This window comes from Halomonas sp. BL6 (assembly GCF_006228115.1).
GTDB lineage: Bacteria > Pseudomonadota > Gammaproteobacteria > Pseudomonadales > Halomonadaceae > Vreelandella > Vreelandella piezotolerans.
This window is the reverse complement of the sequence record NZ_VDGL01000003.1, coordinates 327,918-342,922: the sequence shown is the minus strand read 5'-3', so window position 1 is coordinate 342,922 and position 15,005 is coordinate 327,918. Positions and strand designations below refer to the sequence as shown.

The 15,005-nt window shown below is 60.8% G+C and carries 9 protein-coding genes; 8 read left to right on the top strand and 1 reads right to left on the bottom strand.

Annotated elements, in window-relative coordinates; translation table 11 throughout:
- The first annotated feature begins 16 nt into the window (after window positions 1–16).
- The 3 genes from FHJ80_RS08305 to FHJ80_RS08295 all read left to right on the top strand — a co-directional run bounded on the left by FHJ80_RS08305 (window position 17) and on the right by FHJ80_RS08295 (window position 6,723).
- Complete coding sequence (locus FHJ80_RS08305) at window positions 17–2,230, top strand: TonB-dependent receptor domain-containing protein (protein ID WP_139526544.1); 2,214 nt, start codon at window positions 17–19, stop codon at window positions 2,228–2,230.
- Window positions 2,231–2,473: 243 nt separating this feature from the next.
- Window positions 2,474–3,565, top strand: a complete 1,092-nt coding sequence (locus tag FHJ80_RS08300) for an efflux RND transporter periplasmic adaptor subunit (RefSeq protein ID WP_139526543.1) — start codon at window positions 2,474–2,476, stop codon at window positions 3,563–3,565.
- On the top strand, window positions 3,562–6,723 hold the full coding sequence (locus FHJ80_RS08295; RefSeq protein ID WP_369692945.1) for an efflux RND transporter permease subunit: 3,162 nt from the start codon (window positions 3,562–3,564) through the stop codon (window positions 6,721–6,723). Before FHJ80_RS08300 ends, FHJ80_RS08295 begins: the two co-directional genes overlap by 4 nt.
- A 71-nt stretch (window positions 6,724–6,794) precedes the next feature.
- On the opposite strand, the gene FHJ80_RS08290 is transcribed toward FHJ80_RS08295, so the two are convergent.
- Complete coding sequence (locus tag FHJ80_RS08290; RefSeq protein ID WP_139526542.1) at window positions 6,795–8,753, bottom strand: ligand-gated channel protein; 1,959 nt, start codon at window positions 8,751–8,753, stop codon at window positions 6,795–6,797.
- Window positions 8,754–8,941: 188 nt separating this feature from the next.
- Between FHJ80_RS08290 and FHJ80_RS08285 the strand changes: the two genes are divergently transcribed.
- From FHJ80_RS08285 to FHJ80_RS08265, 5 genes are all read left to right on the top strand, one after another.
- The gene (locus tag FHJ80_RS08285) at window positions 8,942–9,865 is read left to right on the top strand and encodes a LysR family transcriptional regulator (RefSeq protein WP_139526541.1); all 924 of its coding nucleotides are present in this window, start codon (window positions 8,942–8,944) and stop codon (window positions 9,863–9,865) included.
- A gap of 68 nt (window positions 9,866–9,933) precedes the next feature.
- Window positions 9,934–10,809 carry an AEC family transporter gene (locus FHJ80_RS08280; RefSeq protein ID WP_139526540.1) on the top strand — a complete coding sequence of 292 codons (876 nt, stop codon included), beginning with the start codon at window positions 9,934–9,936 and terminating at the stop codon, window positions 10,807–10,809.
- Between the two features lie 75 nt (window positions 10,810–10,884).
- Window positions 10,885–12,081, top strand: a complete 1,197-nt coding sequence (locus tag FHJ80_RS08275; RefSeq protein ID WP_255303893.1) for a PQQ-dependent sugar dehydrogenase — start codon at window positions 10,885–10,887, stop codon at window positions 12,079–12,081.
- A 36-nt stretch (window positions 12,082–12,117) separates the two neighbouring features.
- Window positions 12,118–13,563 (top strand): sensor histidine kinase, encoded by a 1,446-nt coding sequence (locus FHJ80_RS08270; RefSeq protein ID WP_139526539.1) that lies wholly within the window; start codon window positions 12,118–12,120, stop codon window positions 13,561–13,563.
- 11 nt (window positions 13,564–13,574) lie between these two features.
- On the top strand, window positions 13,575–14,978 hold the full coding sequence (locus FHJ80_RS08265) for a sigma-54 dependent transcriptional regulator (protein ID WP_139526538.1): 1,404 nt from the start codon (window positions 13,575–13,577) through the stop codon (window positions 14,976–14,978).
- Window positions 14,979–15,005: the final 27 nt, after the last annotated feature.

Sequence of the window (15,005 nt, the reverse complement as noted above, 5' to 3'; positions counted from 1 at the left end):
ATATCAGGGGATCGCCATGCCACGCTTTACTCGCACCGCCCTCGCGAGCGCCATCGCGCTTAGCGTTACTGCGGTGGCTCATGCCCAAGAAGCCACCCAAAGCAGCACACCGCTCAACAATATGGTGGTCACCGCCGCCGGTTATGAGCAAACGCTGAACAATGCCCCTGCGAGTATTGCCGTGATTACCCGTGAAGAGCTGGAGCAACAACAGTTCTCTAACATCGCCGAGGCGATTGCCGATGTGCCGGGGGTCGATGTGCGCGCCGGGACGGGCAAAACCGGCGGATTGAACATCTCCATCCGCGGCATGCCTAGCGACTACACGCTGATTTTGATCGATGGCCGCCGCCAGAACACCTCAGGTAGCGTCACGCCGAACGGTTTTGGCGAAACCTCCACCAGCTTCATGCCGCCGCTCTCTGCCATCGAGCGTATCGAGGTCATTCGTGGCCCGATGTCGACGCTATATGGCTCGGACGCCATGGGCGGGGTCATCAACATCATTACGCGCCGCATTGGTGACGACTGGGCGGGCTCGGTGAGTGTCGAAAACACCTTCCAGGAAGATCGCGATGCGGGCAACCGCTCGGCCATCAATCTCTACAGTGCCGGGCCGCTGGTGGAGGACACGGTCGGCCTGCAAGTACGTGGCCGCCTGTTCGACCGCGACAGCTCCGAACGCATGATCGAGAACAGCGCTGGTCGCGACCCGCGCCCTTCTGAAGCGCGCATTTACTCCATCGGCGGGCGTTTGAACGTTACCCCGGATGAAGCCAACGAGTTGTGGCTGGATGCAGAGCGCGCTCGTCAGGTGTACTCCAACGACGATAACCGCCTGGGTACCCAGGATGGCACCGACCGTGCCGGTCAGCCTTCGCCGGGCCGGATCAACGGCTATAGAGACGAGCTGCGCTTCAATCGCGACCAAATCGCCATTGGCCACACCGGCCACTACAGCGCAGGCACATGGGAAAGCAGCGTAACGCGTAACTTCACCGAAACCCTCGGCCGCACGCTGCCAGCAGGCAGCGCCCCGGATTACGGCTATGAAGCCCAGGGCGGTGAAGATCGCCTGCTGGAAAACCGCGATATTATCGTCGACACCAAATTTGTAGCGCCTTTAGGTGACCACATGGCCACTATTGGCGGCCAGTACATCGATGCCGAGCTGCAGGACGGCACCGCAGGCGATATTACCTTCGAGCAAACCAGCTGGGCGCTGTTTGCCGAAGATGAATGGATGCTGCGCGACGACTTAGCGCTAACACTAGGTGGCCGCTATGAACACCACGATGCTTTCGGCGGCCACTTTAGCCCACGGGGTTACTTGGTGTGGAACACCACGCCCGAATGGACGCTGAAAGGCGGCGTGAGCCGTGGCTACAAAACGCCGAGCCTGAACGACCTGCATAGCGGTATAAACGGTTTTGGCGGCCAGGGCACTACGGTCAACATTGGCTCGCCGGACCTAGAACCCGAGAAGAGCACTAACTACGAAATTGGCGCTATTTACGATAACCAAAGCGGCTTCTCGGCAGGGGCGACGGTGTTCTACAACCGGTTCACCGACCGTATCGCCGATGCGGCCGACATTCCTAACTGCCAGTTTGTGGATGGTAATGGCAATACGCCCAACGCCGGGCTGGCGAACTGCCTGAGCGTCGGCAACTTTACCCAGCAGGAGAGCTTTGGCCAGCTGACCAATATCGACGAAGCCGAAACCCGTGGCGTCGAGCTGAATGCCAGCTACCAGCTAGCGCCGGCATGGCGGGTCAGCGGTGGCTACACCTTCACCGATTCCAAAATCACCTCGGGGGCCAATGAAGGCCAGGTGCTGACCAACACGCCTGATCACAAGCTGACCGCTGACCTCACCTGGGCGATCAACGACCGCTGGAGCACTACGCTGGAAGGTGAGTACTACTCTTCCCGCGAGCGTTTCGTGGGCGAGGTAAGCGGTGAATCCGCCTCGCTGGTAGAGCAGTTGGGCAACAAGCTGGATGGTTACGAGCTGTTCAACCTGCGCAGCTCCTACCGCTTCAGCGACAACGTGCGCCTGACCGGCACCATCTACAACCTGTTCGATAAAGACTTCACCGGCGCGGATACCTTCGTGCACAACGGCGACACGCTGCTGGCCTACCGCTTTACCCAAACCGGCCGTTCCACCGACGGCGTAGCGCTGGATGGCCGCAGCGTCTGGGTCTCTGCCACTTACGACTTCTAACGCTTGAGGTTTCACTTACTGTTTCAATGCTGACTTGCTGCCCCGGCTACGGCCGGGGCTTTTTTATGACGTGCTGTTCGTGACGTGCTGTGCGTGAAGCGCCCCTACAGTAGCTTTCCTCTATGGCGATCATTCATGGTTTTAATCTATGTCAACGCATGCGCTTGGGTAGTATGGGCAAGGAACGTGACTTGCGCGCCTACGCCTTGACCACCCTTCACCTAAGTGAGGATACGACCTGTTATGACGGTGCCTATACTTGCCCGCCCGCTTCCATTAGCTCGCTTAGTGCTGCTACTGGCTTTTTCACTCGTTGCTGGCGACGCGCTGGCCCAATCGGCCCCACGGGTGGAACTGGCGAGTGTCCACCGTGAGCCCATTTATCAAGAGCTCAACCTGGTCGGCACGGTGAACTCCTTGGAGGATGCGCTGCTCTCCTCCTCGGTGGCCGGGCTGGTCGCGGCGATTAACGTGAACCCGGGCGACCGAGTCGATGCAGGCGACACGCTAGTGGCGCTGGATGATGATTTGGCACGCTACGAGCTCGCTGGGGCAGAAGCAGCGGCGGAGGAAGCGCGGGCCGCGCTTAGCGAAGCGCAGCGCCTGCTGCGCGAGGCGGAATCGGTCGGGGCGGGACGCAACATCGCCGCCACCGAAGTGAGCGCTCGGCGCAGCGCGGTAAGCGTCGCCAACGCCGCCCTTTCCCGCCTGAACGCCGAACGATCACGGCTCGAGGCGCTACTGGAGCGCCACACCCTGACGGCACCGTTCAGCGGCGTGGTCAGCGAGCGAAGCGTCAATCTGGGCGAGTGGGTCACGCCAGGCGACAGCGTCGCCCGGTTGGTCAACCTAGACGCTCTGCGCGCTGATTTTCAGGTGCCCGAGGCGTTCTATACCGCCTTGGAGGAGAACGCCACACTCACCCTGTCTGCGGGCGAGCAGAGCGCCGACGCCCGCATCGCCACCCTGGTGCCAGTCAGCGCCAGCGGTGCGCGCACGTTTTTGCTGCGCGCCGAGGTGCCCGAGTCGCTGCCGCTCTACCCTGGCAATGCGGTCGACGCCGTGGTAAATGCCGCCACCGGCCGCGATGGGCTCACCGTCTCTCGGGATGCGCTAAGCCGCTACTCGGATGGCCGCGTGACGGTGTGGGTCGCCGTGCCTGATGATACCGGCACGCACCAGGTGCGCGAACAGCGGGTCGAGGTCGGCATCAACTTTGCCGAGCGCGTCGAAATCACCAGCGGGCTTTCCGGCAACGAGCAGGTGGTGATACGCGGCAATGAAGCCTTGGTGGAAGGCGTGAACGTCGAAGCCGTCTCGGAGGGTAGCGAATGATGTTTGCTGCCCTGCTGCGCCAGCAAACGCTGGTGATCGTGATTGCGCTGATTTTCCTGCTGCTGGGCATCGCCGCGACGCTGCGCATTCCGGTGCAGATGATTCCGGATATCGAAGCGCGCACCATCACCGTGGAGACGCGCTGGGCGGGCGCGACGCCCCAGGATATCGAAAAAGAGATATTGATCGAGCAGGAGCAGTATCTGCGCAACGTCCCCAATCTCACCCGCATGACGGCGGTGGCGGAAAGCGGCAGCGCCGAGATCGAGCTGGAGTTTCCATTTAGCGTGGACATGACCGCCGCGTTGATTCAAGTGAACAACGCGTTGAGCCAAGTCTCCTCCTACCCCAATAACGTCGACCAGCCCCGGGTGGTGTCGGCGGCGTTCTCCACCGATGCGTTTTTGCGTTTTCACGTTGGCACCCTGCCCGGCAACCCCAAGGCGCTGGATATCCAGCTGATGAGCGACTTCATCGAAGACCGCGTGCGCCCGCGTTTAGAGAGCATCGAAGGGGTCTCGGAAGTCGGTGTGAACGGCGGCGCCCAGCGCCAGCTACAAGTGTTGGTCGACCCCGCCGCCCTGGCCCAGCGCGGCGTCTCGCTGCTGGAGCTGCGCGAGGCGATCACCCAGCGCAATCGGGATATCTCCGGCGGCGAGCTGGACGCGGGCAAGCGGCGTTACCTGGTGCGCACGCTGGGCCGGTTCGATAGCGCCGAGGCCCTGGCGCAGCTGGTGGTGACGCGTGAAGGCGATAGCATCGTGCGGCTGGCCGACGTGGCGGAGGTTCGCCAAGGGCAGTCGCGGCTCAACCAGCTGTCGTTCTTCAATGGCGAGGCGGGGATCGGGATGGACCTGCGCCGGGAGAGCGGCGCCAATGTCATCGACATCAAATACGCAGTACAAGAAGAACTGGCAGCGATCAACGAGACCGTGCTGCGCCCTGCCGGTATGGAGATCGTCCTCACCGCCGATGACGTGCGCTACGTAGAAGCCTCGGTGAGCAACGTATGGAGCAACCTGCTGCTCGGGGCCGCCTTCGCGACCCTGGTAATGTACCTGTTCTTGCGCTCGGCCCGCGCCACCTTCATCGGCGTAATTGGCATTCCGTTCTGCACCATTGCAGCCTTCGTCGGCCTGATGCTGACCGGCCGCACCATCAACGTGATCTCCATGGCGGGCATTGCCTTTGCCATCGGCATGAGCGTGGATAACAGCATCGTGGTGCTGGAGAACATCGAGCGCTACCGCCGCCAGGGGCTGGACCGCATCGAATCGGCGCTGCGCGGCGTGCAGGAAGTGTGGCCCGCCACGCTCGCCTCCACCGCCACCACCATATTGGTATTCCTACCCATTCTGTTCATTGAAGAAGAGGCCGGGCAGCTCTACTCCGATGTAGCCATTGCGGTATCGGCGGCAATTTTTGCCTCCATGCTGGTGGCGGTCACCTTGGTGCCTTCGCTCTGCTCTCGTTTCAATTTTTCGATGCATCACGCCTCTAAACTCGACGGCGCTCTAGCGTCCGGCGACGAGCGACCTTCACGGCTGGGCGCACTACTTGAGCGGCTGATGGCGACCCCGCTGCGCCGCGGGGTGACCCTAGTGCTGACGCTGCTGATGAGTGGCTGGACGATACTCGTTCTGACACCACCCGCCGAGTACCTGCCCGAAGGCGAAGAGCCCAAAACCTTTGCCCGCATGAGCCCGCCTCCTGGCTACAGCCTGCAGGAGATGGCTGGTATTGCCGAACAGATCGAAGCGTACTTTCTGCCCCATGTGCAGGCGGAGCCGGATGCCTTCTTAGCGGGCGACACCGAGGTGCCGCCGCTGGCCTACATGAACATGCGCGTGGCGCCCACGCAGCTGTTCATCGTCGCAGAAGCCGCCGACCCATCACATATCGAAGCGTTGATGGAAGCGCTCACGAACTACTACGAGCGCTTCCCCGGCATGCGCGCCTTTGCCTCGAAAGGCTCGATCATTTCCAGCAACGACGGCGGCACGCGCAGCATCAACCTGGATGTGGCGGGCCCAGACTTAGCCACGGTGTACGGCGCGGCCAACACGCTCTACCGGGAAGCCCAGGCGCTATTTGGCAACCCGCGTATTCAAAGCCAGCCCTCGTCGCTGTCGCTCGACCAGCCCTTGATCCAAATTCGCCCCGACTGGGCCAGAGTCGCGGAACTGGGGATGTCTGCCGAGGCGGTGGGTTTCTCGGTCTCTGCCTTGGGAGAAGGGGCGTATGTGGATGACTTCTTTTTAGACGACGAGAAGATCGATATTTACTTCTATGGCTCACAGGCGACGCTGCCATTAGACCAACTGCCGAACCTGCCGCTGCACACCCCCGATGGCTATACGCTGCCGCTGTCGGCGGTGGCGCGTATCGATGAGACCATGGATACCAGCGTGATTCGTCGGGTGGACAGTAGCCGCACGGTGACGCTGAACGTGATCCCCCCAGACAGCGTTGCATTAGAGGTCGGCGTCGCGCAGGCCGAGGCGATGCTAGAGCGGCTGCGCCAAGAGGGCGTATTGCCGTCGTCGGTGGATGTGTCGATTTCCGGCGCCAGCGACCAGCTAAACGCCACCCGTGAGGCGCTTACCGGCAACTTCCTGATCGCTATCGTGATCGTTTACCTGCTCCTGGTGGCGATCTTCTCCCACTGGGGTTATCCGCTGCTGATTCTGACGTCGATACCGCTGGGCGTGGTGGGCGGCATCATGGGGCTGGCCGCCATGAACGGCGTGGGCAGCCTACTGCCATTGATCGGTATGGCACCGCTCAGCCAGCCCTTCGATATGATTACCATGCTGGGCTTTTTGATTCTGATGGGCACGGTGGTCAACAACCCGATTTTGGTGGTCGACCAAGCCAGACGGCGCTTGCATGACAAAACACTCAGCGTTCAGGAGGCGGTGTCCCAGGCGGTACAGACCCGCCTGCGTCCCATCGCCATCACCACGCTGACCACTCTGTGCGGGCTGTCGCCGCTGGTCTTTTTACCCGGCGAGGGCACCGAGCTGTACCGCGGCGTGGGGGCCATCGTGCTGTTTGGCCTGTTAGGTACGGCCATCGTCACAGTGACGTTCCTCCCTGCGTTGATGATCAGCGTGCTCAATATCACCGAGCGCCGCTCTGCTCGCTCGCAGGCATGAAAAAACGCGGCCACTTGGCGGTGGCCGCGTCGATTGACGACTTGCAGGATGATGAATGACGTTCGCGTTATTTAGAAAGCGACGTTCAGGCCCAACCATACCCGGCGGCCGTCATCCACGTAGCCATACTCATCGTAGGTGATGCGCTCGTCGAACAGGTTGTAGATTCCGGCATTCACCGTGGTGCTATCGTTGAGCTGATAGCCGATACCGGCATCCACGAAGGTGTAAGACGGCGCGATGATGGCGCTTTGCGAGGGCCCGGTGGTGGGCTGGCTCTCTTCTCCCCGGTAGGTCACTTTGGTCCACTGGCTGAGCCGTGCGCTCATGTCCCAATCCAGCGAGGCCGACACCTGATGGCGGGGCAGCTGGGTCAGCGGCTCGCCGGCGTACTCACCGCTTTTCTGTTCGGAATCGGTGAACGTGTAGCTGGCGGTCAGCGCCAGCGTATCGCTCAACGGTGCGCTCAGGCTGGCCTCGACCCCTTGGGTCACCGCGTCATCGATGTTGACGCGATACGTCGGGTCGCTGCCAAACTGATTCGCGCCATCATTGCAAATATCAATCGGGCAGGCGATACGGGTAATTTTGTCTTCGAAGTCGTTGTGGAACAGCGTCAGGCTGCCGTTCAGGCCTGCGTCGTTACCGTAAAGCAGCGCGATCTCTTTGTTGAGCGAGGTTTCCGGCTCGAGATCCGGGTTGCCATAAATATTACCGCCGCGGCTGACCTGCCCCCAATCCGGGGTGATTTCCCGCAGGTTGGGCGAGCGGTAGCCGGTAGACACGCCGCCTTTCAGGGTCCATTCCGGCGTCATGTTCCATACGCTATAAAGACGCGGGCTCAGGTGGCTGCCGTAGTTGTCGTCATCGTCCAAGCGCAGCCCGCCGGTCAATGCCCAAGCGTCGGTCAGCATCCACTCATCTTCCACGAACAGCGCCCACTGGCTGTTTTCGATGGTCTGCCGGTCGGAGATTTGGTTGGTCGAGCTATCGTCCAGCGACTCCTCCTCCCAGCTCGCGCCGACGGTCACCATGTGCATACCCAGAGGAATCAGCGCGCTGGTTTTCGCGGTGGTGTTGGTAATCTCGATATCCCGAGACTGGTTTTCGCTGCGCTCGCGCTGTACGAAGGTCTCGCTGGTGCCCCAATCGAAGCGTCCGCTGTGGGTCACCGCCACGTGGGTGTTGGTGTACTCGCCGATGCTGTCGGTGCAGCCGCCGCGGCAGCCGTCCACCGGCCCGGAGCGGCCCACTAGCGAGCGCCGGTCCTGCTCGGTAATCCCCGCTTCGGCAGTCACGTCGTGGTTGTCGCTAGCCGCCAAGCTCAACCGTGCGGTGAGGCTCTGCAGACGCTTCTCTTCGTAGCCGTATTCGATGTCGTCTTCGTCGCGCTCGGAGGTGCGGCCATAGAGCTGTAGCCCTAAGCGCTCACCCACCAGCGGCCCGCTGAGATAAAAGTTCGCTTGGCGGCTATCGCCAGAGGCGCTGTCTTCCTGCAGTACGGTGTCGAGCTGGATGTTGCCGTGCCAGGTATCCGCCACTTTGCGGGTAATCACGTTGATCACCCCGCCGATGGCATCGGAGCCGTACAGGGTCGACATCGGCCCTCGCACCACCTCGATGCGCTCGATGGCCTGCAGCGGTGGCAGCCAGTCCTGCTCGAAGCCCGCATCGCCGTTGGGGCGCGATTCGCGTGAGTTGATCGGGCGACCATCTACCAGAATGAGCGTGTACTGCGACGGCATACCGCGAATGGAAATATCGTTGCCGTTATCGCCACGTCCACCGCCGGTGACCACCACGCCCGGCACGTCGCGCAGGGCATCGGTGACGTTTTGATAGTAACCCCGCTCCAGCTCTTCACGGGAGATCACGCTGATCGAGGCGGGGGCGCTGCTGATTTGCTGCTCGAAGCCGGAGGCCGTCACCACGATATCGTTGAGCTGGGGCGTTTCTTGTGCAACGGCGGTCGTGCAGGCAACAGAGGCGACAGCGCTGGCCAGCAGCGAACGGCGCAAACGAGAAGACATAGTGGGTTCCTTGAGATGAAAGAGCACTTTTTACAAATACGAATTATTAGCATTTATATTTTTACATACTCTTTGCACAAAGGGGCGGGACGGTGCGTTCAATCAAACGGAACACAAATGGCAATTATTTTCATTCAGCCAATTCGGTGGCACAATAGCGTGACTCCGTTTCGCCAGTGGTCCCGACTATGTACGATTTCGACGAACTTGCCGCTTTTGCCGATGTGATGACCACCGGCAGCCTGACGCGCAGCGCACAGAAGCTCGGGCTGGCAAAATCGACGTTGAGCCGCCGAATTAGCCAGCTAGAGGCGCGCCTGAACCAGCCGCTGCTGCGTCGCCAGGCGAACCGTTTGATTCCTACCGAAGCGGGCCTGCTGTTTCATCAGTACTGCACCGAGCTGCTGGCCATGGCCGCCCACAGCCAGGAGGCGCTGGCGGAGCTGCGCGAGGAGATCAGTGGGAAAGTGACGCTGGAAGTCCATGGCGCGCTGGCACGGGGCTGGATGGCAGGCGTCGTGGATGCGTTTCTGACCCGCTATCCCAAGGTCGAGCTGACCCTGCATACTCGGGAAACGCCGCCCACCAAGATGCACAGCAACAGCGTGCACATTTGGCTAGGCGCCACCCATGAGTGCGGGCTGAATCAAGAGCGCTTGGGCCACCTCACCCGCGGCCTCTACGCCAACCCACACTATCTGGCCCACGCAGGAACGCCGCAACACCCCCAAGAGCTGGATACGCATGCCTGGATCGACTTGTTGGATACCGCATCGAGCGGTCTTATGCTGCATCACCCCGAACACGCCGACTACCTATTCAACGCGCCCCGCTCGCGGCTCCGGGTAGATCTCACGGCACTGCACATCGATGCCATTGCTTATGGCCAAGGGATCGGCCTGCTGCCCCACTGGGTGGTCGAAAAACGCGAACGCCACCACCCTGGGGATCTGGTCAACTGCCTGCCCGGCTGGGAGCCCGCCCCCTTACCCGTGACGCTGCTGTATGCCTATGGGCATCACTCCCGCCGGGTCAACGCGCTGCTGGACTTTCTGCGTGACCAGGTGCCTAACGAGTGGCAAACCCACGCAAACGCCGTTTACGCCCATTAGCAATTCGCCTTGCCAGTTAGCCGCCTAATTACCCACAATAGGCGGCCGATGATCGTCAAGGAACGTTAATGCTCGCTGAACTCTTCGCCGTCATGGCCCCCGTGTTGGCCGGTGCCGGACTGGGCTTTTTATGGGTTCGCCTTGGCCAACCCTACCCCGTCGACTTTGTGACACGCCTCGTTTTCAATATTGGGACGCCCGCGCTGGTGCTGGCGTCGCTGTCGGGGGCAACGATCGATGCCAGCACGTTCGGTCAGGTCATGCTGGCTGCCGCCCTAGTGATCGTCGGCATGGGGGCCGCTAGTTTTGCCGTTGCCAAGGTGTTGCGGCGAGACTGGCGAGTGCTCATCGCGCCGATGATGTACCCCAACACGGGCAATATGGGGCTGCCGGTGGTGCTGTACGCCTTTGGGAGCGCGGGCTTTGCTTACGGCATTACGGTCATGGTGACGGTCTCGCTGTTTCAATTCACCTTGGGAGCGGTACTCAGTAGCCAGGGCAACCCGGTTAAAACTCTGCTCAAAACCCCGACAGTGTATGCCATCGTCATCTCCATGGCGCTGCTGCTGACCGAGACCCCGCTGCCGCTGTGGATGGCCAATACGGTCGATCTCATGTCGGGCTTTACCGTGCCCCTCATGCTCATCACGCTTGGCGTATCGCTCGCCAGCATTCAGGTGAAAAGCCTGCGCTCTGGGGTTGGCTTCAGCCTCATCCGCATTCCCCTGGCCGCGGCGGCCGCGTGGCTCATCGCTGGCTGGCTAGGCCTGCCGCCGCTAGCGCAGAACATTCTGGTGGTACAGATGTGCATGCCAGTGGCGGTCTTCAACTACCTATTTGCCCAACGCGCCCAACGCGAACCAGCCTATGTGGCCAGCCTCGTGTTCTGCTCGACCTTGATGGCACTGTTCTATTTACCGGCCTTGCTGGCGCTACTGATGTAGCGCTGGGGAACCCCCACCCGTCGATGGCAGTCACTGCTAGACTACTACAGACGTTGCGCCACTCGAGGACCTACAATGCCCATGCGATACGCCCTGCCCATTCGACCGCAAACGCCACACCCCCGCTCGCTCTGCCATCGCGCCGCTCGCTGGGTGGCCCCTTCTTTAACGGGGCTTCTGCTTGCCAGCGCTGCCCATGCGGACGTCGTTCACCAAGCACTAGACACCGATCATCTAGCCATCACTATCGAGCGCGTGGCCGATGGCTTCGAGAATCCCTGGGCGGTGGCGTTTTTGCCCGATGGCCGCTACCTGGTCAGCGAGCGCAGCGGGGAGTTGAATCTGGTCGACGCCGAGGGGCACGTTGAGGAACTGAGCGGCCTGCCCCGCGTCAGCCAAAACGGCCAGGGAGGACTGCTCGACGTGGCCCTGCACCCTGAGTTCGGCGACGGCGAGCACGATTGGATCTACTTCACCTGGAGCAAGCCGGAAGGCAGCCAAAGCCGCTCGGCGCTGTCGCGCGTCAAGTGGCAAGACGACGCCTTGGGCGACGTCGAGCATTTGTTCGAGCAGGATCGCGCCTCCTCCCCCGGCCGACACTACGGTTCTCGTATGGCGTGGCTCCAGGATGGCACGCTGCTGATGAGCATTGGCGACCGTGGCGTCGACCCTTCCCGTGCCCAGGACAGCGGTGACCATGCGGGCTCGACGCTGCGGCTCACCGAAACCGGCGGCGTGCCCGATGACAATCCCTTCGTGGATGACGACGACACGCTGAATGAGATTTACAGCCTAGGCAACCGTAATATTCAGGGCATGACCGTGCTAAGTAATGGTGAGTCCTGGGCCACCGAACACGGCCCGCGCACCGGCGATGAATTGAACCAGATCGTGCCTGGCAACAACTACGGCTGGCCGGAGGTGAGCTTGGGCAACGATTATGCCACCAACGAACCCATCGGCGTGGAATCCAAACCCGGCATGGAAGACCCGGTTTACCGCTTCGAGGGACGCTTTGCCCCTTCTGGCTTGGCCGAAGTGACCAGCGATGCCTTCGCACCTTGGCAAGGTAGCTTGCTGGCGGGCGGCCTGGGCAGCCAAAAGCTGCTGCGCCTCACCCTCGACGAGGGTCAAGTGGCCGATGAAGAGCTGATTCTGGAAGGCGAGATTGGCCGTATCCGCGACGTTCGCCAAGGGCCCGATGAGGCGATTTACTTGCTAACCGACGGTAGCCAGGGCAGCCTTTATCGCTTGACGCCCACACAGCGCTAACCTTGTTCGACTCCCGAGACACCACCAGGAAGCACGATGCGATTACGTAACCTCATCATCTTAACGGTCATCGTGCCGCTCTTCGTGATCCTGGTGGTGTTTAGTCTAGTGGCGATCAAATCGCTGGAAGACAACGTTCGCTCCAAACTGCAAACCGAAGTCGAGATCATTACTCGCGCACTGAGCACGTCGTTGAGCTATGCGGTAGCCCGCGACAGCGCCACCCCGTTGGAAGAGGCGCTGCAGTCGGCGTTTTCGTTTCACCGTATCTATGGCGCTTACGTGTTCGATCCCCAAGGGCGTGAAGTATATGGTTTAGGGTTGGGTAAAGATCTCTTCACGCCAGAAGAGATCCAGCAGGTCATCGAAACCGACGACATGCATAGCAGCTACCGTCAGCAGGAGGGCTGGACCTACTACTCCGCCCTGACGCCGTTGCGCACCCAAGATGGCACGGTGCTGGGCGTGCTGCAGGTCAACCGCCTCAATACCGGCATCGAGAATTACACCGGTTTCATTAGCATCGTGGCGGTGCTGGTCTTCGTCATTGGCGCGGCGGGCATCGTGTTCAGCATTTGGTGGGGGTTTCGTCACTACATCGAGCGGCCGCTCAACCGCCTGCTGCGCGTCATGCTCTTGGTCGAAGATGGTGACCGCAGCCAGCGGGCCACGGCAGATGGCCCCACGGAGTATCGCCGCTTAGCCTCTGGCCTGAATGGCATGCTGGATGCCATGGCCGAAAAAGATCGCGACATCGATGCCCGCCAGCGCCGTGAAATCGAGCTGGAAAAACGCCTGCGCAAATCCAAAAAGCTGGCCGAGCTGGGCGTGCTCGCCGCCGGGGTCGCCCACGAGATCGGTGCCCCGTTGACGGTCATCAACGGTCAAGCCCAACGACTGGCACGCCGCGATACGATTGGCGACGATGAGCGGGCACGGCTGGGCAGGATACGTGGCGAAGTGGAACGTATCGTCGATATCGTCCGTCAATTGATGGAGCTTGGCCGACAACATAACGTAGAGAAAGGACACCAAGCGCTCGATCAGCTTATCATCAGCGCCAGCGAGCTGGTCGAAGAGGAGCTGGAACCACGAAATATCCACTTGGATATTGATCTTCCCACTCCGACACCCCATTTATTGGTCAATGGTCAGCAAATCGTTCAGGTGTTGACCAATTTATTACGCAATGCCGCCCAAGCTCCCCAGGTCAGCCACATTCGTGTGCGCGCGCAGGCACACAGTGAAGAGTTGACCCTTTGGGTTGAAGACGACGGGCCCGGCATACCTGCATCGCACCATCACCAAGTGTTCGATCCTTTTTTCACCACCAAGCCGGTGGGTCAAGGCAGCGGCTTGGGATTATCGATGGTGCACCGCATTATCAACGACCACGGCGGGACGATTGGCGTATTTGACAGCGCACTTGGCGGCGCTGGCTTTGAAATTACGCTGCCCCTTAGTGAAACCGCATCCGCTTGAGGACGACGTTTGTGACCCATCAGGAACACCTTTTACCGTTATTGGTGGTGGAAGATGACGCCGCTATCCGTGAGTTGCTAGAGGAGGAGCTCAACGACGCGGGCTACGACACACTGGGTGTCCCCAGCGCAGAAGAAGCCATTGCCCTACTGAGCCATACGCCGGTGGCGATGATGATTACCGATGTACGGCTACCGGGCATGACCGGCATTCAGTTACTTCAACAGCTCCGCCAGAGCGGCAGCGAGCTAGGCATCATCGTGATTACCGCCTTTGGCACCATCGATCAGGCGGTAGAAGCCCTCAAGCTAGGTGCCGATGACTTTTTGACCAAACCGCTCGATTTGGATGCCATTCGTGACGCCGTTTTTCGCGTACTGGAGCGTCAGCGCTTGTCGCTGTCTCATGATACGGAGCTCAGCCATTTCCACGGCATCGTGGGTAAAAGTCCGGCCATGCAGTCGCTGTTTCACGATGCCTCTCGGTTGGCGAAAAGCGATGCGCCCATTTTGATTCTGGGTGAAAGCGGCACCGGCAAAGAGCTGCTGGCCCGGGCGATCCACCAGGAAAGTAGCCGTCACGACGCGCCCTTCGTGCCCGTGAACTGCGCCAGTATTCCTGCCGATCTGATGGAGAGCGAATTCTTCGGCCACGTAAAAGGCGCTTTCACGGGCGCAAACGAGGCCAGAAAAGGGCTTTTCCAAAGTGCCCAAGGCGGTAGCCTATTCCTCGATGAGATTGGTGAAATGCCGATCAATCTGCAGGCCAAGCTGCTGCGCGCCCTGCAAGAGAAAACCGTACGCCCCGTGGGCGGTGAGCGGGAGGAACCGGTGGATGTGCGCATCATTGCCGCTACGCACCGCCACCTGGAGAAAGAGATCGAGCAGGAGAACTTCCGTAGCGACCTGTTTTACCGCCTGGAAACCTTCTCGCTGCGCATTCCACCGCTACGTGAGCGCGGCACGGACATCGAGCACTTGGTGTTCGCCTTGATCGACAAACATGCCGACACCCAAGGGAAACAGATCGAGCAGATCGAGCCGGAGGCCCTCAATAGCCTGTTGAACTACTCCTATCCCGGCAACGTGCGCGAGTTGGAGAACGCGATCATGCGCGCGGTCACGCTCAGCGAAGCAGGCGTGCTACAGCATCAGGATCTCCCCGAGCGCCTGCGCGAACAGTCCAGCCAGCAAAAGAGCAGTACCGACACGACGCCCACGCTAAGCGGGGAGGTACTGCCAGGCACGCAAATTCCGGCACCCGCGCCAGCTCGCTGGCCAAGTTTGGAAGAGGTGGAAAAGCGCTATATTCGCAAAGTGTTGGAAGCGACAGGAGGAAATAAACGGCGGACGGCCGAAGTATTAGGCATCGCCCGCCGCACTCTTTATCGGCGTTTGGAAGATAGCGAGGAGTAAGTCCAAGCCGGTCGCACTCGCCGACCG

Bases quoted from the DNA above. Each gene is read 5' to 3' on its own strand.
- FHJ80_RS08305 (WP_139526544.1), top strand. From the start codon at position 17: ATGCCACGCTTTACTCGCACCGCCCTCGCGAGCGCCATCGCGCTTAGC.
- FHJ80_RS08300 (WP_139526543.1), top strand. From the start codon at position 2,474: ATGACGGTGCCTATACTTGCCCGCCCGCTTCCATTAGCTCGCTTAGTG.
- FHJ80_RS08295 (WP_369692945.1), top strand. From the start codon at position 3,562: ATGATGTTTGCTGCCCTGCTGCGCCAGCAAACGCTGGTGATCGTGATT.
- FHJ80_RS08290 (WP_139526542.1), bottom strand. From the start codon at position 8,753: ATGTCTTCTCGTTTGCGCCGTTCGCTGCTGGCCAGCGCTGTCGCCTCT.
- FHJ80_RS08285 (WP_139526541.1), top strand. From the start codon at position 8,942: ATGTACGATTTCGACGAACTTGCCGCTTTTGCCGATGTGATGACCACC.
- FHJ80_RS08280 (WP_139526540.1), top strand. From the start codon at position 9,934: ATGCTCGCTGAACTCTTCGCCGTCATGGCCCCCGTGTTGGCCGGTGCC.
- FHJ80_RS08275 (WP_255303893.1), top strand. From the start codon at position 10,885: ATGCCCATGCGATACGCCCTGCCCATTCGACCGCAAACGCCACACCCC.
- FHJ80_RS08270 (WP_139526539.1), top strand. From the start codon at position 12,118: ATGCGATTACGTAACCTCATCATCTTAACGGTCATCGTGCCGCTCTTC.